Here is a 22,974-nt window from a genome sequence, read left to right as displayed (position 1 = left end):
CGGCTGGGCGGGTTGTGTCGAAAAGTACGGGGGGTGCCGGACGGTCAGCCGTGTCCTCTGGCGCTGACGGCGAAGGTTCCAGCAGAGATGTCAGCCGCCGTTGCGCTCACCATCAAGTAACCGGTCGTGTCCCACTTGAAATCGAATGCTCCACCCGCGCCGATCCATTCAACGAGGACCTCTTGTCCTGCCCATTGCGGTAAGTGAAGGGCGAATTCGCTTTCGGGTCCTTCCCGTTTCCACACTGTGACGAGGTCGCGGCCTGCGGCCTTCAGACCGACAGCCAGCCACTGGTCCTCCCATTGCGGGATGCCGGAGGGCAGGAATGCCGTGGCGGAGTGGATTTCCGGAAGCAGGTCTTTGTGGGCCATCACTGCGGTGCGGACCATGCTCATTTGTTCATCGGTCATTCGGTCCAGGAAACCTGACAGGCACATTCTGCCGAGCATGCCTGTGGACAGCGTGAATTGTATTTCCGCGCCGGTCATGTCCGCTTGCGGGTAGGCCCAGTGGGCCGCCTGCTCGGGTAGGACGCTGAGGAAGGCGTTGGCCGCGATCGGCGGGTAAAGCAGCAGGTCCTGCTGGTCAGAGGTGGACTGCAGGTCGAGGCGGGACAGGAGGGCATAGTCCTGCCGCATGGCGCCTGAGGCGCAGTTTTCGATCGTCAGAAGTGGATGGCGGGTTCTTATTCCGTCGAGCCAGGCAAGGTAGGCGCGGTTGTGTCCGAGAAGGCCGGCCCCCGTTGAACTGGCATCAATATCTGTTCCCGGTCCGGCCGTGATGTTGTAGTCGAGCTTGAAGTAACTGACGCCGAAGTCATGGACGAGCCGGTCGATGGTTTCGTCCAAGTGTGCCCTGACGGCTGGGTGGCGGAAGTCCAGGTGGTATCTGCCGTGCTCGACCACGCGTGTGCCGTTGCGTTGCAGGAATGCCTCCTGTGGCAGGGCTTCTGCCATCGGACTGCGTACTCCGACGACTTCGGGTTCGAGCCAGATGCCTACTCCCATGCCATGGAGGCCGATGGCGTCGGTGACCTCGGCCAGACCGTTGGGGAACCGTCCCGTGGAGGGCTGCCACTCCCCCACTGCGTCCCACCAGTCAGTTCTGTCGTCGTACCAGCCGGCGTCGATGCAGAAGATGTCGGCGCCGGCAGACTTGGCGCTCTTGATCAGCGGCAGAAGCTTTTCCGTGCTGGGCTCGCCCATGAGGGTGTTCATGAAGTCGTTGTAGACCACCGGAGGCCCTGGGGTGACGGCAGTTCCGCGGAGCGCGCGGCGGTGTGCCGTCATCTCGGCGAGGGCACCGTGGAGTCCTTCGTAGCTGACCGCCACCGAGGCCGGTACCGACGTAAACGTCTGGCCCGGCTGCAGCAGCTGAAGCCACTGGTGCTGGTCATCGGTCGGACCCAGCAGGGCAAGGTTGGCGCCTTGCCGGGTTTCGCTTAGTTCCCAGGCCCATCCGCCGTTGTGCTCCACCTGCCACATCCAGCACCACCTGTCGTCGGCGTCCACCAGAGCCGCTGTGGGCAGTGGGCCGCCCGTCGACCAGGAAGACGTTGAGGCTCGGAGCAGATGCCCTCGCTGGTCCTGGGCATGGAAACCCAGGTTCAGATCGGGCAGAACCTCGCGCAGCGCCTTGAGGGTCCACTGATTCTCACCCAGCCACTGCGACGTTCCGGAGGCAAGGCGCAAGCTGCGCAGGTCCGCCCCCCGCCCGCCGTTAAGGAGCGGTACTGCCAGGGAAGTAACTGCCTGCAAATGGAGGGGTTCTTGCCCGGTGTTCCGTACGGTGGTGACGGCCTGCAGAGCCCGCGCTTTTGTTGCTGTTCGGAACACAACCTCAGCTTCGATCCCGGTCCCTTCGTCACGCTGGCGGACCGTGAGGGTGTGCCAGTGTCCGTCGTTGCCGGTCTCGTGGCCGATGTACCGGAGCCGGGTTCCCACGACCGACTCGCCGTAACGTTGGCTCGTCCTGGCCCTCCCGTGCTGGACCGTCAGGATTTCTACAAGGGCAGGTCCTTGTTGGAACACGGCTTTTGGTTCGGTGGGGCCAAGGTGGGCGACCGCGACGGGGCGGTCCGTGGCGGTTTGCAGGACCAGTGAGAAGGATCCATTGGTCCACGAGATCGAATCGGTCGCCATGTGCTAAGCCATTCTTGCCAGGTCGGACAAGCCGACGGGAAACTTCGGAGATAGCCCTGCCGCGTAGCGCTCGACTTCGTCCAATGCATAGGCGGTGAGACGGTGCAGCTCGGTGCCCATGGATCCTGCGATGTGGGGCGTCAGCCAGACGTTGGGCAACGCAAAGAGGGGGTCTCCGGCTGGGAGTGGTTCCGGATGGGTCACATCGAGGTAGGCATTGATCCTGCCGGCCTGCAGCTCCCGGGTCAGGGCTGCTTGGTCCACGAGTTCGCCACGGGCCGTGTTGAGCAACGTTGAACCGTCTTTCATGGCGGCCAATTGTTTGGCCCCGATCATTCCGATGGTCTCTGGAAGGACGGGCGCGTGCAGGGACACAATGTCGCTTGATTCCATGAGTTCGTTGAGACTGACCGGCCTCGCGCCGAGTCTGCGTGCTTCGGCGTCGGTAATGGTTGGGTCGTATAGGAAGACGTCGAAATCGAACGGTTGCAGGCGTTCGAGCACGAGCCGTCCGATGGTTGACGCGCCGACGATGCCCACGGCCCGTTCATAGTTTCCGCAGCTGGGGAACTCTGCTTCCCTGTCGATTTTTGTTTGTCGTTGCGTGTACAGGCGGCTGGCGGTGACGGCTGACTTTCCTGCGAGCAGGATCATCCCCAAGGTGAACTCGGCTACCGGGATAGCATTGGCTTCCGCAGCTGTCGTGACGGTGATCCCCCGCTCCCAGCATTCGGGCAGGACGTGTCCTTTGACGCTGCCCCCGGCATGGGAAATGAGGTGGAGCCGGGGCATGCGTGCCAGAACATCGGCATCAATGCGTGGGGAGAACCATCCCGTAAACAGGACATCAATGCCATCAAGGACGCTGTCCGGGACTGCGCTGAAGTCCTGGATGACGTTGCTGAAATCGCAATCGCCGATGGTTTCCAGTCGTGACTGCAGCCGTTTGGAAAAAAGGGCGTCCCGCAGTTCAGCGTCCTGCATGGCCAGGCCGATTCGTGGGCGAAACAGTGCCTGTCCCTTTTGCTGGGCGTTACTGTGCAATGCAGCGCTCACTTTTCTTCTCCTCGCCAGTGCAGGTCCAGCCAGGTGCGGGTGGATTTGAGTGCCAGGTCCAATTGCGGAACCTGCGGGTACCAAGCCTTTTCCCATTCGAGCGTGACAGTGCCTTGATATTTTTCGTTGATCAGCAGTTCGGCGAAATCGTTGAGCGGAAGGTTGCCGCCGCCAAGGAGTTCGGGCGTACTTTCGGGCAGTGCGGCGTCCTTTACTTGCACGGTTCCACGGCCAGTGGAAAACCAAGGCCGGAGTGACTTCCAGGTGTCTTCCAGCGCCTCGCCGACCCGCCAGGGGTGTAGGAGGTCCCAGACGACGCCGACGGTGCCTTGGACACGTGCGAGGATTCGCGCGATGTCGGCCCCTGTCGGGTGCGAGTCGTGCGTTTCGAGCACTGGCATGACGCCTACGACGTCGCCATATGCGCTCACGCTTGTGAGCCGCCGGGCGGCGCGTTCATCAACAACGTCTGCAGGTTCCAGCAGGGCCGGTGCGGTGTTGAACGGGGCGGGAGCTGTCTCGGCTCCGGGGAACACGCGAACCATGTGTGCGCCGAGGTCCCGGCCGAAGTCCAGGGCTTGGATGAGCTCGCGGATAACGGTTTCGTCCTTGCCCGCCGCGGCTACTTGGACATAGCTCGCGATGGACGTCACCTTGATACCGGCGGCTTCTATTGCCTTTCTGAGTGCCTCCCGGGCCTGCCTGTCGAGGTTAGGATCGGCCGCTTCTCCGGGCGCCAGCCGCAGTTCGATGCCAGGAAATTGGACATCTTTGAGCCATCTCAGCACGACCGGCAATGGTGTTCCGGGCGCGCCTAACGTGGACGCCGACGGCGTGATCATGTGATTCCTTGAGTGTGGGAGGAGGATTGTGTCAGCCCTTGAGCCCTGCGCTGGCCATGCCTTCAACGAACCTGCGCTGGGCGAAGATGAACAGGACGATCATCGGAAGGGTGGCCAGGGTTGCCCCAGCCATCAGGTAGGGCCACTGGACGTTCAGGGGGTCTTGGGAGAAGATCGCCAGCCCGACCTGCAGGGGCCTGAGCTCATCGGAGTTGGTAACGATCAGGGGCCACAGGAAACTGTTCCAGGCTGCTTCGATTTGGAAGACGCCGATGGTGACCAATGCGGGTTTGATCAGAGGTGTCATGATGCGGAAGAAGATTCCGAACTCGCCGAGACCGTCGACCCTGGCGGCGTCGGCCAGTTCCGAGGGCAAGGTCACGTAGAACTGACGTGCCAGGAACGTGTACAGGGGTGCAATGGCGAGCGGGATGATCAAGGCCCACCAGGTGTTCAGCCATCCGGTGCCGCCTTGGCCGAAGATGTCGTTGCCGCCAAAGAGCGGGATGGACTTCACCAGCAGGAACAGCGGAACCAGGATGATCTGGAAGGGAACCATCATCAGGGCGATGAAGTAGTTCAGCAGTCCTTTGGCTCCCCTGATGGGCGCCTTGGCGAGGGCGTATCCGGCCATGGTGCAGAACACCAGGGTCAGGGCCGTTTCACCCAGGGTCAGCAGGAGGCTGTTTCCGAAGTACCGCAGGAAGGGTGCGGCGTTCATGGCCTCTGCAAAATTTTCCCAGTGGAACTGTGTGGGCAGCCACGAGAAGGTGCTGACTTCCCCAGTGGACTTCAGCGCGGTCAGGATCATCCAGATGAACGGTCCGATCATCACTACCGAGCCCAGCAGCAGTACTGCGTACAGAACTACCCGGCCGGGCGTGAGCTTTTTGCTATGCATCCTGGTTTTTCCTTTGCGAACGGCCGCCCAGATAGATGAAGACCGCAACGAGTATGAGCATGATGACCGTCTCAGCGGACGCGTAGCCCAGCCGGAGGCCTTCGAAAGCGTTGTTGTAGATGTCGAAGGTCAGAACGGTTGTTGAGTTGACCGGACCACCCTTGGTCATGACGAAGACGAGGTCGAAAACCTGGAAGGTCTGCACGATCGCGGTGATGAGGACGAAGTAGTGTGCCGGTCCCAGGGCGGGCCAGATGACATTGCGGAATACCTGCCAGCGGTTGGCTCCGTCGAGGTTGGCCGCCTCAAGAAGTTCCTTGGAGACGCCTTGCAGGGCAGCCAGGTAGACGATCATTTTGGCGCCGAGTCCTTGCCAGATTCCGACCGCCATCAATGCCGGAAGTGCCATGCCTGGGTCATTCAGCCATTCGGAGCGGGAGAGCCCGAAGAGGCTGCCGACGGCGTTGGCGAGACCAGCGCTGGGGTGATAGATCCACAACCACACCGAGGCCACGGCAACCGTGGCGGTAACCACAGGAAGGTAGTAGACGGTGCGGAAGAAGCCCAGTCCCCGGATCTTCAGATTCAGGCCCAGCGCTATCAGCAGTGCCAGGACCATCGACAAGGGAACCACTACCAGCGTGTAGGCGATCGTGTTGCGCAGTGCAGCCTGGAAACGGGTGTCCTGGAAGAGCTCGATGTAGTTCTCCGCCCCAATCAGCTTCCAGGCCCCGGAAAAGTCGTAGTCGGTGAAGCTGAGGAACAACGCAGCCACGGCAGGTACGGCAAGGAAGAACGTTGAGTGCAGCAGTGCCGGCGTCAGAAGCCACCAGCCGGCCCGTGACTGCTGCCTGGTCAGGCGTGATCCGCGGCGCCCCGTGGCGCGCACGGCGCGGGCGTTACTGCCCCGCGTCGCGTGCGCCACCGTCTTTGGTTCTTTGAGCGTGCTCACTTGGACTGCTGCTCCAATGCCATCAGTGTGTCCTGGACCGGCTTCTTGCCCAGCAAGGCGTCATCGAGGCTTGTTCCAAACGTTCCGCGCAGTTCCAGCCAGTTGGCAGCGCCTCCTTCGAACTTCGCGTCACCGAGGTTGGACGCGACGAAGGTGCTTGCCGGGTTGGATTTCACAACAGTGGAGTCAGCGGCGTCCTTGGCTGCCGGGACGGCGAAGTTCAAGGTTGCGATATCCGATTCGGCCGCCGGCTTGCTCAGTTCCTGAATGAAGTCCCAGGCAGCAGACTTGATCTTGCTGCTCTTACCCACCGAAGCCAGCTGGCCGCCGGTGAACATGGAGCCTTCCTTGTCCTTGAGGTTGAAGTAGACCAGGTCATCGCACGTGGCCTTGCCCACGCCCTTGTCGGAGCAGTCGATGTAACCGCCAGTGAAGCCCATTGCTGCTTCCCCGGTGTTGACCAAGGGCGACTTCGCGGCATTCTGCGCACCATACTTCTGCACGTTGTTGACCATGCTCTTCATCCACTCCAGGGTCTGAGCGCCCTCGGAGCCGGCAAACTGAGGCTTGCCTTCACCGTCGTATAGCGGCTTGCCCAAAGACCCGAGCAAGGCAACGAAGTCCTGGCGGTAGCCGCCCGGTCCTGCCCAGAAATCGAAGCCAGCCTGGGTGATGTTGCCGGCAGCGTCCTTGACGCTCAGCTTCTCGGCCGCGGCCTTGATCTCCTCCATGGTTGTCGGGGGCTTGCTCGGATCCAGCCCAGCCTTCTGGAACAGCGACTTACGCAGAGCCAGCGGCTTGGGGCCGGCGATCAGGGGGACCGCGTACACCTTGCCCTTGAACTCTGAGGCCGGGACAAGCGCCGGGTTGGTCGACTTTCCAAGGGAGTCACCTGAGGCTCCAAAAGTAGACAAGTCCTCGAAAACATTCTTCGCCGCAAAAGGCGGTACCCACCCGATACCCGTCACCAGGACGTCATAGCCCTGGCCGCCAGCGATGGACGTGGAAATCTTCTGGTTCAGCGTGTCGAACGTGGCGAAGTCCGGTTCAACAGTGACCTTGGGGTACTTCGCATTGAACGCTGAGACAACCTTTGCGAGAGCGGCTTTGCCCTCATTGCTTGCCGGGTAGCTGGGAACCAGGACCCGGAGCGTACCCGTTACTTCAGCCGGGTTGGATGCGGGGGCGCTGGACGATCCGCCGGAGCCGCATGCGCTGAGAGCCAGAGTGCCAGCCACTGCCAGCGCAAGAAAACCTGCTGCACGTCGACGTGCCATATCAATCCTCCTGAGTGAGCCATCCAACGGTGGACGGCGAGTGGAATCAGTGTATGATATCGATATCAGCGATGCAAGTCACATTTTTTGGAGGCCTCCGGGAACTCCACAGGCGTATCGTCAGCAACGAAGCAGACGGAAAGATGGACGCATGAACAAGGAACAGAACCGCTCCAAAGGAGCTGCCGTTACAAACGCATTCGAGGTCACCGGCGAGGTTCTGCTGCTCCAGCTACTGTTCCTGGTCGCCAGCATTCCGTTGCTGACGGCTTTTCCCGCAGCAATTGCTTTGCAACGGGCCTTCCAACAGGTGGTACTTGACCATAGGCCCGGCACCACACGGCGTTTCCTTAGGGAATTTGTCTGGGCGTGGAGGCGTGTTGGCTGGTGGGGCATCCTTGCCACGGCGTTCGCGGCCGCAGCCACCTTCGCCATTCTGTTTTGGCTTTCCACTCCCGGGATGCTCGGCACATTGGCTTTATGCGTACTGATACCCATATGCGGTGCAGCAGCTGCCGTCTATCTCGCGGTGCTAGGAGGCGCAATGAATGCAGGCCCGGACACCGGGGCCCGGGACCTTTGGGAAGAAGGAATGCGCATCGTCTTCAAAAAGCCACTGTTCCTCGCCGCAGCGGTCATTGCCTTGGCCACTTGGGGAGTTCTCGCGCTCCGCCTGCCTACACTAATACCAGTGTTCAGCGGCCTGGTACCGGCGCTACTGGCATGGCTGCTGGTTCGAAGGCCAGCAGATGCCCGTAGCCGCCAAGGGGGCTGAATCGGACAGACGAACACTATCTTGAGAGCAAGGATGCCATGACGATCGCCAACGATTCCCGCAAACCTGTCATTGCCGACGTCGCACGCCTGGCGGGGGTCTCTGTTCCCACCGTTTCGCGTGTCCTCACCGGGAACATCCCCGTAAGCCAAGGCCTGAGGGAGCGCGTCGAGGCTGCCATCAAGGAACTGGACTACCGTCCCAGCTCGCTGGCACGCAGCCTTCGCAGCGGAACGAAAACTATGATCGCCATCTTCGCGGCCAGCACAGCAGCATACGGCTACGCCAACACCTTGGCCGGCATCGAGGAGGCCGCCCAGGCAGCGGGCTATTCCGTCGTCATATCGGCCGTCAAATCTGCAGACGTTGCAGACGTCCAAGCAGCCTTGGAAGGCACCCTCCAGCAGCAACTCGCTGGGATCATCGTCTTGGACTTCGACCCTTCAGCCGCCGAAGTCCTGAAACAACTCCCGTCCTCCATCCCGACGGTGGCGGCCTCCGGCTTTCCCGTAGGCCAGCCAGGTTTCCCATACGCCTTCATCGACGAGTACGCCGCGGGTCGTCAAGCTACAGAGCACCTGCTGAGCCTTGGACACAGAACCGTGCACCACCTCGGCTTGTTTCCCCTAACCCAGTTCTCGGGACGCTACCAAGGCTGGCACGACGCGCTTACAGATGCCGACATCACCCCGCCACCCGTCCTCAAAGCCTCCCGCGCAGCAAAGTCCGGCTACGAGCAAGGACTTCGCATAGCAGCGGACCCTTCAGTGACCGCTATCTTCTGCTCCAACGATGGGCTCGCTCTCGCCGCGCTTCGGGCCCTCCATGAGAAGGGCGTGCGGGTCCCGGAAGACGTATCAATCATCGGCTGGGACAATCAGCCCTTCAGCGAATTTACGTGGCCATCATTAGCCACCGTCGCACCTGATTTCCAAGACCTCGGACTAAGAGCTTTCGAACTGCTCCAACAGCGTCTCACCGGAGACACAGTCGTCCGAGACTCCAAGGTTCGACCCGCCCTCCTCCTGCGAGAATCGACAACTACCGCATCACTGCGAAACTGAAGCGACCTTCCCGGGATCCAACCTGTTGCGTTTGCCTCGGCCAGAGCTGGTGTTGCCAAGGGAGATGACCGGAGCGCGGCCCAACTTGCGGCGTCAGGCTTACGAGCCGAGGCTAACGAATCGAGCTGCAGCTGTGCATCCTGGGCGGCCGTGCTGACTCGCGTGTATCCGAGCATTCTCATTCCGCAATTCTGCCTCATCAACTCCCCCGCACTAGGCCAGCGAGACACTTTACGGTGAGATGACTTATTGAGACAAAGCGCTGGGACAAAGTCCCGGAATTCAGGGCTTCGGGATCCAACCGGCAACCTCCTGAAGTGTCACCGCCAAATGTCTCATAAGACTTTAGCTTGTCGAGACAGCGCTGGTTCACTCCTCGACACCGCCCATGCTGATGCATCGGAGAAGGCAAAAACTCCCCCGAAAAGAAAGTCCGCCCGAAACACGATCGTGTTGTGTTGTTTGAGGTCTCTCGGCCACAAGAGCGATGTGGCGTGAATGCAAACGGACCTCTGTCCCTTCAAAGAATCCATCGATGAGACCGTGTCAAAGGCCTTCTCCGCGCTGACCAGTCAGAGGTCATGCAGCCAGCGGACACCCAATGAAAGTTCATGCCCTTAAAACCAAGAACAGACGGTCAGGAGCACGCCGCTACAGAACATCGCCCCTCGCTGCCCAGCCCTTGTGGGGACCAAGCCACACCCGCACCTCGGACGGAACTTTCCGAAAACGCTCCACGCCTTAGGTACCGACATCATGTTGTGAGCGTGGCCCGAAAGCATGAATAGGTGTTGGCCACCCACGACCAACCCGACAGCATCAGGAACGACGAACCACACACCCCTATCTCAAAGCCGGCGCAGCGTCCGTCAGCCAGGACGCTCACCCCGCCCCCACACACGCCCGAATAGGCCCTCGCGGCGGCCAGGCCAGGCCGCGAACCAGAGTCAGAGGGACTGACCACAAGATATGTGAACACGTTGAAGCAAAAACCCCCTCTGTCGAGGGGGTATGCCGTGCCCGAGGTGGGACTCGAACGGGATTCCAGGCCTTGGTATCACTGGGAAGTGGCGGAAACATGCGGAATCCGGGCCGGTTCGGCGGGTGTACGAGGCAGTCCGAGGTAGAAAGTGTGGACATTGTCCACACGCTCATTTTGCCCATTTGCGTGGTCGCCGGGACGACGTCTTTGGACGAGAGAAGGAAATGCACGTCGGGACAAGCGTCAAGTACACGTTGGTTGCCGGAACTGCCGACTAGCGCTGAGCAATACACCTTCATCAGATTCCCTCCTTTCAGAGATCCATGGTCAAGCGAACCGGCGGCAACATGGCGGGGATCCATCTGAGTCGAACGATCAGTACAGGTCCTTCAGCGGCGGCCTTGCAATTCTGCCTTACGGCAACGATGTCGGAATGCCAACTGCGCTGTGTCCAAGAATTTCGACCTCTACTTACTCGCGATAATGTTGTTTAGTCCGCTTGAACAGTAGTTGAGGACTGAAATGAAGATAAACTTGTATCCCTGTTCGTGACCCCAAGCCCGGCGGGCCTCCTGAACCGTCGCTGCCGCCGCGGCTGGGCCCCGGGTTACTGAAGGGCATGCCGAGCGGGCTTGGGCCAAGATAGTGGCGTCTGGATTGTGGGCAATGCCGGGGGCCACACTTCGCAGTCGCTCAAGAATCGCATCATCACCCGTACCGGTTTTGGCCAAGAATTCAGGACAGAAAGCGGCCGCTCCTGAACCAAAGATCAGCGTCATGTCGGTTTGATAGGTCTCCGGCAAGCCAAGCGCGAACATACTGTACGCAACTTCCTCGAATAGCTCGCCGCCTCTCATGCGCTCACACATTGCCTTTGCGCTGGCCAAGAGTTCATCGTCTGACTGCCCTAGTATCGTTTTGCTAACTGCCTTGCCGCGCACGTACTCAAGCCAGACGATTTTGTCGTTGTCCGTCTTCGCAGCAGCACTGGCGCGCATTGAGGGGCTGGAAGCCTTCGTAGGCGTGGGGGCAACCGGAGTTTCCGCGGCTGGCTGCGCAGTGACTGTCGTTGTTGGCTTGGGATCCGACAACGCCACCTCGGAGCAGCTAGATATGAGAAGCAATGAGGCGATAGCCGTGGTGGCTATCAGGCACTTGGACCGACATGATGGTTTCAATCCATTTCCTCCGTCAACTAGTCGAGTCCCAACGTTCGCACGGAGTAGTCCTGAGTGTCATGAGTAGCCGGTACCCGATTCTTTGTGGCGTACTACTCGGGCTCGCAAGTACCCGGGTTTACCCAAGCAGTCTTCAGGTCTCGCCCAATCGTTTTGAAGGCTAGCTGTACTAACCCGGGTGGTTGGTGACGCGGCCGGCTGGTGAGGCGCCTTTGAGTGCCGTTTGGCCTGCTGTGATTGTAGTGCTCGGTGAAGTCCTGGTAGGAGGCTTGGCGTTCGGTTTCTGAAGTGTATGGCTGGGCGTAGGCCCACTCTTCCAGGAGGACGCGGTTGAAGCGTTCTACTTTGCCGTTGGTCTGGGGTCGGTAGGGTCTCGTGCGTTTGTGGCGGATATGGTTCGCCTGCTGATTCCCCACTAAGACATTCCGTGAAGTCTTTGGTGACACCTCCGAGACCGGCTACTCCGCCGGCAAAATTGATGCCTGCTAAGCAGCGGCTTACGACTCCACCTGGCCAGCCTGGCCAGCCTATATGCAGCATTCACACCTTGACCAGCACCTGCGGTTGCAAGGGAAAACAGGTCCAGAGCAACCAATGTCCACTTCCCAGCGGCCTAGCGCTAGCATCCTGCCGCCGTCCACTAAGAACGTCATGACCCACGAATGCGGCTATTCTGCGGCAGGGCTCGGGTTGTCATTTTTGGTATGGGGGTTTCGAAAATATTGATGAAGACCGCTTGGAAGGCCCAGCACGTTTCATATGCTGGCCAGGCAGACGCTCGTCTTATTTGGGGTGCGCTGGAACGGTATCGGGTCGGGCTACGACGCCATTAATTACGTGCGAAAATACTGCTGAGGATACAGATCCCGATTCTTATGTGTTCGTGATTTTTGGATACGGGCTTGGTTGGGTCGGCCGTTTTAGGTTGATTCTCAAGAGCGGCTCCCGGACCGAACGGGTCCTTGAACGAATTCATCTTTCAGGAATCACTCTCTTGTCAATCATTATGATCGTGCTTCCTCCTCTCACCCTCTTTGGCGGGCACCCTGAACACGCCTACATAGCCTTTCGCAGTGCTATTTGCTTCTCTGGCACTCTTTTCCGTCAGAGTCTAGAGCATCCCCTTGCCACTGAGTCCTGCTACTGGTTCAAGAGCAAAGCCCATTGGAGAGCAGCGCCAGAGCAAATGGCCCCATTCGTCGGCGTGGTTCGCTGGCCGCATGGTATGTAGGAACTATCTATGCAATCTTCGGCTGGTGACATCATCAGGCTGGACGATTCACGACGGAGGACTTCGCCCTCTTGCGGTCATACCAGAAGGCCACAATCATCTGCAGCGAACACTTGTTTGAATTCCCGTAAGTCAATCAAGGGTGGATCGCACGGAGCTGGTCAGCTGACCGGCAAAACAGATCCGTCCAACCCGACGACGACGTTCACCTGCAACACTGCCGGGGACAAGACCAGCACTAGCCGCTCTGACGGCGCCACGCCGCCTGAAGCGCCATCCACCACTGAGTTCAGCAGCTCTTGAAGTAACAGTGACCGGGGCTGTACGCACCTTGTTCTGAACAGACCGTACAGAGCATACAGAAGTTCCTCCTTCTGGCGAACAAGCCAATTGGGCTCAGTGGTTGTGCAATAAAGGATAGGAAGCGATTCTTGTCAGGGATCGCTGCGAAGTGGCTTGATTCAACAACGTCAATCCGTCAGCACTTAGCACGATTCACTTCGGCAGTTGGTCCTGGGTTTAATGGGAAGGCACGAAGCTCGCGTGCCTGGGTACATCAGGTCTCTGGAGCCCGTGAAACCTCCGGGCTAACCTTTGATCACGTCACGCGATCGGAGGTCCATCGTGAAGACAAGTCGCACGCATCGACCTCTCGAACAGAGCTGATAGGCAGGGGTTCAACAGCTTCCAGGTGACTGGTTTATCCAGCCAACCTCAGCCAAATAGCGCAGGCGTAGGGAATGTCAGAAGCCGCCGTGTCCAAGTAAACTTCCTGAACCGTTGCCGGGATATAGCCACATTGACCCCGCGATGTCACGGGCAATGACGTCACCATGTCCGTCGTAGTCAAAATCCCCCGGGGCAGCAATGAGGTCCATCTTTTGCCATCCCCAGCCGACCTGAACCCGGCTTATCCACCCACCAGTGCCGTTTCCAGGGTAAAGCCACATCGCACCATCGGTGTCTACGGCGAGAACGTCGGGCCTGCCGTCCTCATTGAAGCCTCGTCCGCTGAAGATGGACTCCATAATGTTCCACCCCGACCCAACCTGTGTCCGCCCAAGCAGCCATCCACCAGCACCGTCGCCCCGGTACATCCACAGCACACCCGCCGGGTCGCGCGCCAGGACATCTGAAGGACCGTCACCGTTCCAGTCTCCCGGCGAAACCATAGCCGTCATTACGTCCCAGCCCCAACCCACCTGTTCCACGTCGGCTCCACCAATGCCCGTGCGCAGGTACAACCCGCCGTCGCTGCTGCGGAACATCCAATCGGCTTTGCCGTTGGTGTCCCAATCACCAGGCGTCACCAGTGCATCCGCGTCCAAAACGACGGTGTTGCCCGGACCAAGGCCCTGCCCTTCCCAACCAGGCTTACCCTCGTAGACGACGACGTGACCATCATGGGTGATAGTGACCAGATCGGAGTAGACCACGCCCCAGTCCCACCACAGCTGAATGAAGTTATGCCACGAATCATCCGCCCGCGCAGGAGCAGCCACCGCCGGCTGGACTAACATCATGGCAACCACAGCAGAAAGAATCATGACCAGACGGCGCACGACAGCCCCCATTCCCGGAGCACCCCAGCGACACGCTCCTGCCGCGAGATTACTGGCTAAGCCACGTCCGCAGCAATACCCAATGCTTCTTTTCGAGGCTGAACCCAGGCCCGCCCGGTAGGCTTTGCAAAGAGGGTGGGAGCCAAGGGAAAGTAGTCTGGACCAAGGCCGAAACTCCGCAGTTTTTGGGCCTTATCGACGGGCGAGGAAACCCTCCCCCCACGCGACCCCGGTCCGGACCGCAGAAAGCGGACGGAATGCCTGAATGCCTTCCCCGACCATGCGAAGTAGGCTGAGACCTCCATGACGAGGGGGTCAACCAAAGTGAGTCTGACCCTCTACTTCGATCGGAGTAGGACCGGCCGTTGTCACTTAGGTCCATCGATTCACGGACTAGAGAGGAACCAATGTTGCTCTCTTCGCGTACGCCGTCCACCTCTTCGGGACCGGCTCCATCGAATACGGGCGCAAACTCTCCATCACAGGGACCTTCCGCCACAAAGAACCCGCCACCAAATGAGCCTGACCCGCTTACGGTTCTGCGTCGATCGAACGGTTGCGCGCGGAGATGAAATCATTACTTCTCGCTAAGTACTCGAGGTAGTTGGTTTTGTTTCCCGGAACGGCAGCCTTTGTGCTGAAGTCATTGGTTGACGGGTGGAAGTACCGGATGGTGCCGTCTTCGTTCACCAGGTCTTGTAGTAGGAAGAACTCGACGTACCCGTCGAAGTCCTTGAACAGGGCGAAGAAGTCAGCGTACCTGTGCAATGGTTTCCCGAGGGGGTTAGGCAGCTCGCCGCGATAGTATCGACGGATGCACTCCAAGGTCAGGTCGAAACGATCAGCAATCCTGGGGTGGAATCCACGCGCGCCATTGATGGTCATCTGTTTCTCGATTTTGTTACCCGGGAACACAATCGTGCTTCCGGCCGTGTAACCCCGGTACGCAGGCAGTTCGTCGTCCGGGATCTCCCGCCGGACCCGCGAGGCCTTTCCCAGCAGTCGGGTGGTGATGGTCTCGCTGGCGAGGTGGAAGGTCCCCAGTGTCGATCGGTGCACGAGATACGACCCCGGCTCCTGCGTCAGGTCGAAGTGACCGTCTGTGGGCAACTCCTTGCTCCACAGCAGCTGGTGGTGCCGCCGCAGGGTTGGACTGAACTCGTCAGGGTCTTTCCCGGGTGGAGTATCTGAGCGGTAGTCGAACGACGTATCTACGCCTGCGGTCATGCGGTGTCCCCTCCTTGTCGGCTGGTTGCCAGTTCGGCGAGGTCGAGGATTAGCCTTCGTTGCTCATGCTCCCGGTCCCTGGAAGGCGGCGTTTGGTCTACTGCCCATGGCCGTTCCACAGGATTCTTTGACCGGGCTCGAACAGGAGCGTGCACGGTCGGTTTTTCTAGTGCGTACGGGATCCCATTCATACTCTTACGTCCCCCTGACGTAGTCGTTGCTTCACTTGAGGACACTCTAGGAGTCAAGATGGCGAGGCGGAAGGGAATCGGTCAATCCTCGGAAGATCCTGTGGCGATCTTGAGGTGTAACCCGGCGGGGATCCGAGCCCCGACGTCAAAATCGCCGCACATACCCGATGAGCGGCGGCCGGAAACCCACGCGCCGCGTTTGACGCAGGCGGCTATTGGGCACGCACCGCCATCCTCACAGGACTACGAACACAAATGCCTCCAGGCTGATCGTCATGGGCACCGCCTAACCCGGCGTCCAGCGATATTTCGTGTCTTTGGGCAGGTTGGGGTTGTTGCCGTTGGAGTCATTCCGGCCGTTTGTCCCCTCGAGGCGAGAGCTAATGTACAGGCCATTCTCTTGGTCCGCGACGGTCAGGCGGCCGTAAACTAGCGGGGAGTATTGGCAGGAGAACAATGACTTCACGCGGCAAGTGCCTTGTCATCGAGGATGACCCGGACATCGGTGGCTTGCTCGAGGTAATCCTCACTGGCGCAGGCTTTGATGTTCATATCGAAGAGACAGGCACGGACGGCCTGCTCACCGCCGCCAGCCTGGAGCCGGCGCTGATCACCCTTGATGTGGGACTCCCTGACATGGACGGCCGCCACGTTGTGCGAAAACTGCGCGAAATCACGCAGGCGCCGATTCTAATGATCACCGCCTTCGCCCAAACCGACTACGAACTGGACGGCATGGCTGGCGGGGCCACAGCCTACCTGTCCAAACCGTTCCGGCCCGCCGCACTGCGTTCCCTCGTGCAACGACTGTGCCCCGAACGGGATCCGGCCCGGGCCCTGAGCCGTCTACATGACACTCCGGACAGCGCCAGGCTCGCGCATTGACGAACATCGACCACTGCTGTCTGGTCACATCGGTGGTTCTTGAGCGTGGCGCCCGGTCTTTCAGTATGTCGCGGATCTCCGCAACGAATCGACCGGCATGCTGACACAGCCACGGCGCCTCCTGAAGTACCAGGTCCAGCCACCAAATACCCGGTCTCCGGGGACTGAACAAATCCAACCGGCTCGGATACTGTCTGGTCCAGATGATTTGAATTAGGGCATCGGCCCACCGGCACCGCTAGCGTTTAAGCTAGTCAAACACCTTCAGCCGAAGATGTCGGCGGTTGGAATGTCCATTAGCCAGCGCTGCCCTGTGAAGCCTCCGCTTCCATTTCCCTGGTAGAGCCATATAGTGCCATTGACGTCTTGGGCGATGACGTCGCCGAAACCGTCTTTGTCATAGTCGCCGGGGGCGGCGATCAAGTCCATGCCCTGCCAGCCCCATCCGATCTGAATGCGGTTTTGCCATCCACCGGCCCCGTTGCCCGGGTACAGCCACAGTCGCCCGGTGGTGTCCCTGGCGATCACGTCCGAGGGGCCATCGCCGCTGAAGTCGTGTCCGCTGAAGATGGCGTTCATGACATTCCACCCCCAGCCAACCTGGACCCGTCCGGGAAACCAGCCTCCATCGCCGTTGCCTCTGTACATCCAAAGGGCACCGCTACCATCCCTGGCCAGGACGTCAGGAGCTCCGTCGCCGTCCCAGTCCCCCGGTGAGGTCAGTGCAGTCATGACATCCCAGCCCCAGCCGATCTGATTCATCTGCGTGCCACCGCTCCACCCGGGCACCCTAAGTAAGTGGCCATACGGGGACCGAACAACCCAGTCAGCGTAGCCGTCGCCGTCCCAGTCCCCCGGCATAAGCACGGCATCAACAGGGCATAAGTTTCCTCCTCCCCTCTCTGGCTGGCTCTCACCGTTCGTTGCATAAACCCAGATTTGCCCGTTGTCCCGAATAGTCAGGAGGTCCGGGTAAACCTCACCGGCATCGGAAGGTTCCTGGACCAAGTTGTGCCACAGGAAATCGTCTGCACGTGCAGGGGCGGCCACAGTAACGCCGACCAGCAATATGGCGAAAAGGGCAACAACGGACATGCTTAAGCGGCGCACTGAATCCCCCTCATCAGATCCCCTTCCCGCCTGCCAGCGGGGCTCCTTGAGCTTATATGGGCACTTGTGGACCAGCAATACCGAAATGGAACCGCCGTTTCCGAGCACTATTGATATAGCTCTTGGCGGTTATGCGGGATCAACATTCTGTCATTTCCTCAGTCGAGGACAGCTGCCGGGTATCCAGTCAGCCCTTGTCCTGGACGGTTCGGCGGAAGTGCTAAAGCCTTCCCAAAAGCTCCGTCTTCTTGCTTTCAAATTCTGCTTCAGTGATGATACCCGCAGCCTTCAATTCCCCGAGTTTCGTCAGTTGCTCCATCACATCACCCTGGGCCGCTGGGGCAGTGGCGGGAGCCTGCGGTGCAGGAGCTTGGGGTGCGGGAGCGCTCTCGTTGGACTGTTGTGTCGGATGTGTACCAAGGATGAGCTGAGTAAGAACCTCTTTCACCTTCGCAGCTTCGGAATGCGAGACACGGAAATCCACTGTGTTGCCGGAAGTAATGACAGAAACTTTGCTGTTCAACAAGCCGTCGCGCGATGTGGTAACACTGGACATGCTCTTGACTGGGATCATTTCTGTCCCGGACTTACCGTTTTTGAACCCCGTCGCAAGCAAAGACACACCTACCGTGAGTACTCCCGCCGTGAGCTTTCCGCTGGATACTCCGCGGGGCTTTATCCATTCAATCCTGTCCTTATACACCGACACTTTGGCGTTTTTCCCGTCAATGTGCGAGGTAAAAGTGAAAAATGGCTGTGTTTCCATTCGTTCCCTCCCTGTTCCGGCCAACGACGTTGTCAGCGATCCTCCCCAAAGTCAGGAGAACTCAACCTCTTGGCGAGGATCTTAGCAATGTGGCGACCGGAAAGCAGGAGCCGTGGCCATGCAGCCCCTTCCTTCTCTGGACGATGAACCCTACGGTTGTTGTCTCATGGCCCGAATGTCTCCCAAGGAAGCTACTGCCATTTCAAGGTGCTGCTGGGCTACTTCGCAGGTCGGTCCGAACAACCACCTACAGAGATCGTGCGGTCGCTCGAAACGCTCGCCAACCGGGCCCATCATCGTTTGCAGGCAGGATGGGATGAAACTGTGGTGCGGAGGCAGCGGCCCTATACCTTTCAAGTGGAGATTGACCAAAGCAACGAACTGGCCACTGAAAAAACCCAGCTCCTCCTGAGGCTGATTAGATCGGCTCCCGACGGCGGCCCGTCCAGGCATTCCTCCAGAAAACACTGAGGCTCTCGCCTTGCTTTGCCTTGACCTGTAGGGTCACCCCATGGACCTCGCATCGCCCCAGTTTCCAGCCTCTGTCATCGGCCGCCTGGTCGATGAGCTGTCTTGGGAAGGCAGGAAGATCCGCCGGCTGAGGAATGGCGGCAGAGGAGATGAGAACGTCCTCACCGCTGAGGCGCTGCTGTTGCTGTCCTATCTTCCCCGGGAAGCGTTCCTCGGCGGCGTCCTGGGAGCTGCACACGGCGCAGACCACGTACGCTCCAGAATTGCCGCTGGTTCGGAGGAAGCAACGCTCCAGATGTTCCCCACAGAGATCAAAATCCCGGGCACCACCATCGGGGTTCAGGCCGATGCTGCGATCTGGCAGGAGCACTCGAGCGTGCTGATTGAGGCAAAAGGTCCGCGATCAGGTGCGCAATTCCAGAAGGCCCAGCTTGCACGGGAGTTCCTGGCGCTCATGGCAGATCCACGCGAAGACCGTCTCCTCCTGGTCATCTTGGGATCCCCTCCACCTGTCCGGATCCAGTCCTCAGGCCGCGTAGGGCTTTATGATGGCGTCGCCACCGGACTCGAAGAGCTGTGCGCCATCAGCGGACGACCGTCTGGGGACTACGAACGCCTGCGCCAACTGATTCCCGAGACCGTGAGCTGGATAACCTGGCAGGAGATCAGGGACCTCGTTTCGGCCACAGTCGCTGTCTTCAGCTGCCTTGATGACAGCGTCTCCAACACAGTGCAAAGGCTCGCTGGGGACCTCGTGAACACCGTCGACTGGCACTGCGCTGTCGCGACTCCCAAGAGTCCGAGCCCAGTTGCCCAATAACTGATCACACCGGAGAGCGGAACTGATTCACATGGACTTGTCCGGTCGGCGGCTCGATTCATATGTTTCGGTCATCCACCGACATGCCTCTTTGCTCCACGACGGCCCCGAGTTCGACCTCGAACTCGTCGAATCGACCGTACTGGACGGTCGAACACGGAAGCTCCTATGGATCCCGCATCTCCACACTGGCGTCCCCGAGGGCGTCGGGCCGACACCTCGACTTAGCTAGCGGCTGCGGTTACGACTCATCCGACGCATCACAGATCGAAGCCTCGGCAACCTTTGAAATGTCCATGCTGTCCACTGGATAAGTTTGAGAGTAAAACGATGTCAGGAAACGGTGCTTCTTGCTTTCATCAGGCATCCGTCCGTCTTAAAGCGGTGAGCATGGGCAGATGCGTACCGATCACCTCAGCGCACTGTCTGATTACTGGTTGATGCGGGAATTTAGCGAGGAACAGGAGGCTGGCCTACGTTGGCTTCACCAGCAACAGCCTGAGCGTTTGAACGCAGATACCCACATTCAGGAACAACATGAAGAGACTCGGGATCCTGCCGCTTGTTGTCGCGAAGTCAAGGATGTTGATAGCAGTGAACGTCAACGCAAGGCACGACAAAACAAGCGCAGCAATGAGCGGCAGCTTGGAGGTGCTGCGCCGGGCAGCGATGTTCCAAATACCAACAGCACTCAAAGCCAGGAAGTAGAAGATGTTGAGAGTAACGAAGACTGCTTGTTCGGATCTGTCGCTGTCGCTGAGGGTTGCCAACCCTGCCCCGTATAGCGAATACAGCCAAATCATCGCAGCCGAGCTGATCACTGCGACAAGAATGAGGCCGATGCCAATGGAAGTACGGGCTTTGCGGGTCTTCGTCGGGTCCTCGTCAGCTGTCGCTGTGGGCAGGTCGCCAGGGCGCGGTATTTGAAGGCTCATATGGGAACTCCTCGGGCGTGCAGGAAGCACCCTATGCACCCCCATCGGAAACAATGTAGCAGTGAGCGCAGTCACATGTGGAGGTCCGATGGTCGCGCCTGTCGAGAGTCAATGCCTATCTGGAGAGAATGCAGGACCATCCCGCGAGGCACACTGGCACATCTATGATCAAACGGGTCAATCACGAGCCGGTGGAGGCAGGCACATCTGCTGTGAGTTTATCGAACGCAACCTGCTAATGACCGTGTTGGACCGCCCTCCGTGCGAAGACTTTCGCCGCACGAGACACACGTGTTCATGATCCGGGTTTCGCTATCGAAACGACCACTCCAACTACCGGGGCGAATATGCCGAGAATCAAGAGAATCAGGGACGAGATAAGGCTTCCCACATATAAGTCACATTCACACATTTATTTAATGCGCATATTTCCTGATGCAGTCTTGAGCGTCCCGACCTTCACACAGTATTTATTGGCAGCTAGCCAGTGAGTTCCCAGCCTGGACCTCTGCCCGAGCGCCACCTCACACCAAACCGCAGCTGGCGCAACTCCTTCGCATACCCCGACTCCCACCGTCCCGGGCGCAGCCACGAGCATCCGGGGCAATCTCGTCGTTGATATCGGAACCGAACTGGAAGTCCGGCACAACGGAGTCAGCCTTGTTGCCATTACGGTGAGGGGAATAACACCGGATGCTGCGTGCAATTCGCAGTATTTCACTCCGCAGCGCGGACAAACGGTGATCCTGCACATGGAGATCACAACTTCACCCGCACTTGCCCAAGACCAGTTCCCGCAATTCACAACTATTACTGGTTGGAAGGCTGTCAGTTCCGACGGCGTGACGGTAAATGGCCGAATCGATAATATCAACTGCATCGCGCCAGCAGAACGGGTTCCTGCCGAGATCGGCCCAAGTGAAAAGATCATCGGCAAAATTGCCTTCGACTTACCCCTGGCGCGGGAACGCTCATCTGGCAGCCGTCAGGTTCCATAAAGGGCTGGGAGTGGAACTACGGGCCCAAATAGCACTGAGGGATCGGGGCCATGGCAAGAGGTCATCGGTGTTAGATCTTCCTCGCACAACAGGCTGCTCGTCAGAGGTTCGACAGCCAGCGGCTTACCTCGTCCTGAAAATCAGTCAGCTGATTTTCCTCAGCCCACAACTCTGCGAGTTCATTCGCTTCCTCGTTGGACATGCGGTCCATCAGGCCGCAGCTTTGACCCGCAAATGAGAGGGAAGTGCAAGCTCGGCCTGGGGCCATGGATCCGGCGCATAGGCAGCATCATCCCCTATTAGCTCAGGATGATCCCAAGCCACTACCATGGCTGCCGCGACAAGGGCCGTCCCGCCTTCGGACGCGTCCACGTAGTCGGTCGTATTCAGGACAGTGTCCATGGCTGTTTCAAGAACCGGTGCCACAGTCTCAGCAGCGTCCGCACCATCAAACTCCGCGGAAAAGTCGGCTGCGTCATCGTTTCCAAACACCGAGATATCCCACGCACCCATATTTGTCTCTTTCGCGTTTACCACTGATCTTTTTCTCTGGATCGAGTTGAAGGCTACCCCGCTGCTGCATCACTTCGGGCACGATGACATACAGTGAGCCCGTGCCTGATCTTGAATCACCTGTCGTTACTCCGCCGCCCGCGACTACCAGTCTTGGTGTTGCAACGCTTCGTGCGTCGTTGACCCTTGGTCACGTCCTTGCGGCCATGGGCGCAGACTATGTCCCCCGTGTAGGGCTGGAAGACACCCTGATCATCAGGCACACCTTCAAATCCGGAGATCCTGGATCGCTGCACGGCCCCGAGGATCTCACCGACGAACGGGTTCTCGCTTACACCATGGAGCAGAAGTTTGATGCGGCTCCGCGGTTCTGGGTCATCTTCGTTGCCGACGGCGGCAAACGCTCCAGGCTCTGGGGTACCGTTGAGAACCACGGCAAGCTGGAACCCACTGACAAATACAACGTCTTCGACCTGCAGCGCAGTGACTTCCTTGCATCGCTGGAGGACAGGCTCGTCATCGAATGGGACAGTCCGATTGCATGGTGCCGGCGGGCTGACGCTCACAAAACCTCACGCATTCCCGTGCTGGAGATAGCAGACCGGGACAAGGTTCCCTTCCCTGGGTTCGACGGCGTGCTGCTGCCCTATCACCAGCTCTGCGAGATGGTTGATGACCCCCGCTATGCGGACTGGCGCGTGGCGCTATCCGAAGTCCAGGGTATTTACCTCATCACAGACTCCTCCAACGGTAAGCAATACGTCGGTAAAGCTGACGGCGCCGAACGGATTCTGGGCAGATGGACAAGCTACGCTCGCGATGGACACGGCGGAAACGTCGCGCTCCGGGAGCTCGCGTTCCAGAGTGCAGCTGGTGACGCCAATACTCCTGCATCGAAGACAGATCATGCCCGCCACTTCATATTTAGTCTGCTTAGGGTCTTTGGGCCCAGCAGACCGTCCACGGAGGTCAACGCAGCCGAGTCCCACTACAAGGCAGCGCTGATGACGCGCACGTTCGGCCTGAACCGAAACTGATCTGTCCGCGGGCCCAGTCATGTTCGCCACAAGGATGCTCTGACACAAAATAAAAAAATT

19 protein-coding genes and 2 pseudogenes are annotated in these 22,974 nt (G+C 59.3%); 6 read left to right on the top strand and 15 right to left on the bottom strand.

The features are described 5' to 3' along the window. Window positions 1-44: 44 nt before the first annotated feature. The 6 genes from LDN82_RS10675 to LDN82_RS10650 are packed head-to-tail and all read right to left on the bottom strand — an operon-like array spanning window position 45 to window position 7,169. A complete protein-coding gene (locus LDN82_RS10675; RefSeq protein WP_224089973.1) occupies window positions 45-2,141 on the bottom strand; it encodes a glycoside hydrolase family 36 protein in 2,097 nt (698 codons plus the stop codon). A gap of 3 nt (window positions 2,142-2,144) precedes the next feature. After that, on the bottom strand, window positions 2,145-3,197 hold the full coding sequence (locus LDN82_RS10670) for a hydroxyacid dehydrogenase (protein WP_224167359.1): 1,053 nt from the start codon (window positions 3,195-3,197) through the stop codon (window positions 2,145-2,147). Then, window positions 3,194-4,039, bottom strand: coding sequence for a sugar phosphate isomerase/epimerase family protein (locus LDN82_RS10665; RefSeq protein WP_224167358.1), 846 nt, complete (start codon window positions 4,037-4,039; stop codon window positions 3,194-3,196). The genes LDN82_RS10670 and LDN82_RS10665 overlap by 4 nt, the downstream gene beginning before the upstream one ends. Window positions 4,040-4,070: 31 nt before the next feature. Next, window positions 4,071-4,940, bottom strand: coding sequence for a carbohydrate ABC transporter permease (locus tag LDN82_RS10660; RefSeq protein ID WP_224167357.1), 870 nt, complete (start codon window positions 4,938-4,940; stop codon window positions 4,071-4,073). Continuing rightward, a complete protein-coding gene (locus LDN82_RS10655; protein WP_224167356.1) occupies window positions 4,933-5,892 on the bottom strand; it encodes a sugar ABC transporter permease in 960 nt (319 codons plus the stop codon). Before LDN82_RS10655 ends, LDN82_RS10660 begins: the two co-directional genes overlap by 8 nt. After that, complete coding sequence (locus LDN82_RS10650) at window positions 5,889-7,169, bottom strand: extracellular solute-binding protein (RefSeq protein WP_224089962.1); 1,281 nt, start codon at window positions 7,167-7,169, stop codon at window positions 5,889-5,891. Before LDN82_RS10650 ends, LDN82_RS10655 begins: the two co-directional genes overlap by 4 nt. A gap of 151 nt (window positions 7,170-7,320) precedes the next feature. Here LDN82_RS10650 and LDN82_RS10645 point away from each other — a divergent pair, with 151 nt between their 5' ends. Next, window positions 7,321-7,944, top strand: coding sequence for a DUF624 domain-containing protein (locus tag LDN82_RS10645; RefSeq protein WP_224089960.1), 624 nt, complete (start codon window positions 7,321-7,323; stop codon window positions 7,942-7,944). A gap of 38 nt (window positions 7,945-7,982) precedes the next feature. Next, a complete protein-coding gene (locus LDN82_RS10640) occupies window positions 7,983-9,008 on the top strand; it encodes a LacI family DNA-binding transcriptional regulator (RefSeq protein ID WP_224167355.1) in 1,026 nt (341 codons plus the stop codon). A 107-nt stretch (window positions 9,009-9,115) separates the two neighbouring features. Here the strand turns inward: LDN82_RS10640 and LDN82_RS10635 are convergent. The 5 genes and pseudogenes from LDN82_RS10635 to LDN82_RS10605 all read right to left on the bottom strand — a co-directional run. Beyond that, a pseudogene (locus tag LDN82_RS10635) lies at window positions 9,116-9,190 on the bottom strand (recombinase family protein); the annotation flags it as partial. Between the two features lie 1,267 nt (window positions 9,191-10,457). Beyond that, complete coding sequence (locus LDN82_RS10630; RefSeq protein ID WP_224167354.1) at window positions 10,458-10,988, bottom strand: DUF732 domain-containing protein; 531 nt, start codon at window positions 10,986-10,988, stop codon at window positions 10,458-10,460. A gap of 349 nt (window positions 10,989-11,337) precedes the next feature. Further along, window positions 11,338-11,560 (bottom strand): annotated as a pseudogene (locus LDN82_RS10625) (integrase core domain-containing protein); the annotation flags it as partial. A 1,582-nt stretch (window positions 11,561-13,142) separates the two neighbouring features. Then, window positions 13,143-13,961, bottom strand: a complete 819-nt coding sequence (locus LDN82_RS10615) for a VCBS repeat-containing protein (protein WP_224167352.1) — start codon at window positions 13,959-13,961, stop codon at window positions 13,143-13,145. Window positions 13,962-14,492: 531 nt separating this feature from the next. After that, window positions 14,493-15,188, bottom strand: coding sequence for a hypothetical protein (locus tag LDN82_RS10605; RefSeq protein WP_224167351.1), 696 nt, complete (start codon window positions 15,186-15,188; stop codon window positions 14,493-14,495). 647 nt (window positions 15,189-15,835) lie between these two features. Between LDN82_RS10605 and LDN82_RS10600 the strand changes: the two genes are divergently transcribed. Further along, window positions 15,836-16,264, top strand: coding sequence for a response regulator (locus LDN82_RS10600; RefSeq protein WP_224167350.1), 429 nt, complete (start codon window positions 15,836-15,838; stop codon window positions 16,262-16,264). Window positions 16,265-16,528: 264 nt separating this feature from the next. Here LDN82_RS10600 and LDN82_RS10595 read toward each other — a convergent pair whose 3' ends face one another. Together LDN82_RS10595 and LDN82_RS10590 are read right to left on the bottom strand one after the other, a co-directional pair. Beyond that, entirely contained in the window at window positions 16,529-17,374 is an 846-nt protein-coding gene (locus LDN82_RS10595) for a VCBS repeat-containing protein (RefSeq protein WP_224167349.1), read from the bottom strand. Between the two features lie 220 nt (window positions 17,375-17,594). Continuing rightward, window positions 17,595-18,140: an SHOCT domain-containing protein gene (locus LDN82_RS10590; RefSeq protein WP_224167348.1), complete on the bottom strand. Its 546-nt coding sequence runs from the start codon at window positions 18,138-18,140 to the stop codon at window positions 17,595-17,597. 511 nt (window positions 18,141-18,651) lie between these two features. On the opposite strand from LDN82_RS10590, the gene LDN82_RS10585 reads away from it, so the two are divergent. Next, on the top strand, window positions 18,652-19,431 hold the full coding sequence (locus LDN82_RS10585) for a hypothetical protein (protein WP_224167347.1): 780 nt from the start codon (window positions 18,652-18,654) through the stop codon (window positions 19,429-19,431). 473 nt (window positions 19,432-19,904) lie between these two features. Here the strand turns inward: LDN82_RS10585 and LDN82_RS10580 are convergent, their stop codons facing one another. Further along, complete coding sequence (locus LDN82_RS10580) at window positions 19,905-20,366, bottom strand: hypothetical protein (RefSeq protein WP_224167346.1); 462 nt, start codon at window positions 20,364-20,366, stop codon at window positions 19,905-19,907. Between the two features lie 752 nt (window positions 20,367-21,118). Between LDN82_RS10580 and LDN82_RS10575 the strand changes: the two genes are divergently transcribed. Next, window positions 21,119-21,364, top strand: coding sequence for a hypothetical protein (locus LDN82_RS10575; RefSeq protein ID WP_224167345.1), 246 nt, complete (start codon window positions 21,119-21,121; stop codon window positions 21,362-21,364). 210 nt (window positions 21,365-21,574) lie between these two features. Here LDN82_RS10575 and LDN82_RS10570 read toward each other — a convergent pair whose 3' ends face one another. Beyond that, window positions 21,575-21,877, bottom strand: a complete 303-nt coding sequence (locus LDN82_RS10570; protein ID WP_224167344.1) for a DUF4259 domain-containing protein — start codon at window positions 21,875-21,877, stop codon at window positions 21,575-21,577. Between the two features lie 101 nt (window positions 21,878-21,978). Between LDN82_RS10570 and LDN82_RS10565 the strand changes: the two genes are divergently transcribed. Then, window positions 21,979-22,914 (top strand): GIY-YIG nuclease family protein, encoded by a 936-nt coding sequence (locus LDN82_RS10565; RefSeq protein ID WP_224167343.1) that lies wholly within the window; start codon window positions 21,979-21,981, stop codon window positions 22,912-22,914. Window positions 22,915-22,974: the final 60 nt, after the last annotated feature.

This window comes from Arthrobacter sp. StoSoilA2 (assembly GCF_019977195.1).
Classification (GTDB): domain Bacteria; phylum Actinomycetota; class Actinomycetes; order Actinomycetales; family Micrococcaceae; genus Arthrobacter.
This window is presented reverse-complemented; position numbering and strand designations above follow the sequence as displayed.

Bases quoted from the DNA above. Each gene is read 5' to 3' on its own strand.
- LDN82_RS10645 (WP_224089960.1), top strand. From the start codon at position 7,321: ATGAACAAGGAACAGAACCGCTCCAAAGGAGCTGCCGTTACAAACGCA.
- LDN82_RS10665 (WP_224167358.1), bottom strand. From the start codon at position 4,039: ATGATCACGCCGTCGGCGTCCACGTTAGGCGCGCCCGGAACACCATTG.
- LDN82_RS10590 (WP_224167348.1), bottom strand. From the start codon at position 18,140: ATGGAAACACAGCCATTTTTCACTTTTACCTCGCACATTGACGGGAAA.
- LDN82_RS10630 (WP_224167354.1), bottom strand. From the start codon at position 10,988: ATGCGCGCCAGTGCTGCTGCGAAGACGGACAACGACAAAATCGTCTGG.
- LDN82_RS10605 (WP_224167351.1), bottom strand. From the start codon at position 15,188: ATGACCGCAGGCGTAGATACGTCGTTCGACTACCGCTCAGATACTCCA.
- LDN82_RS10660 (WP_224167357.1), bottom strand. From the start codon at position 4,940: ATGCATAGCAAAAAGCTCACGCCCGGCCGGGTAGTTCTGTACGCAGTA.
- LDN82_RS10585 (WP_224167347.1), top strand. From the start codon at position 18,652: ATGGACCTCGCATCGCCCCAGTTTCCAGCCTCTGTCATCGGCCGCCTG.
- LDN82_RS10570 (WP_224167344.1), bottom strand. From the start codon at position 21,877: ATGGGTGCGTGGGATATCTCGGTGTTTGGAAACGATGACGCAGCCGAC.
- LDN82_RS10675 (WP_224089973.1), bottom strand. From the start codon at position 2,141: ATGGCGACCGATTCGATCTCGTGGACCAATGGATCCTTCTCACTGGTC.
- LDN82_RS10650 (WP_224089962.1), bottom strand. From the start codon at position 7,169: ATGGCACGTCGACGTGCAGCAGGTTTTCTTGCGCTGGCAGTGGCTGGC.
- LDN82_RS10640 (WP_224167355.1), top strand. From the start codon at position 7,983: ATGACGATCGCCAACGATTCCCGCAAACCTGTCATTGCCGACGTCGCA.
- LDN82_RS10580 (WP_224167346.1), bottom strand. From the start codon at position 20,366: ATGAGCCTTCAAATACCGCGCCCTGGCGACCTGCCCACAGCGACAGCT.
- LDN82_RS10600 (WP_224167350.1), top strand. From the start codon at position 15,836: ATGACTTCACGCGGCAAGTGCCTTGTCATCGAGGATGACCCGGACATC.
- LDN82_RS10575 (WP_224167345.1), top strand. From the start codon at position 21,119: ATGGAGATCACAACTTCACCCGCACTTGCCCAAGACCAGTTCCCGCAA.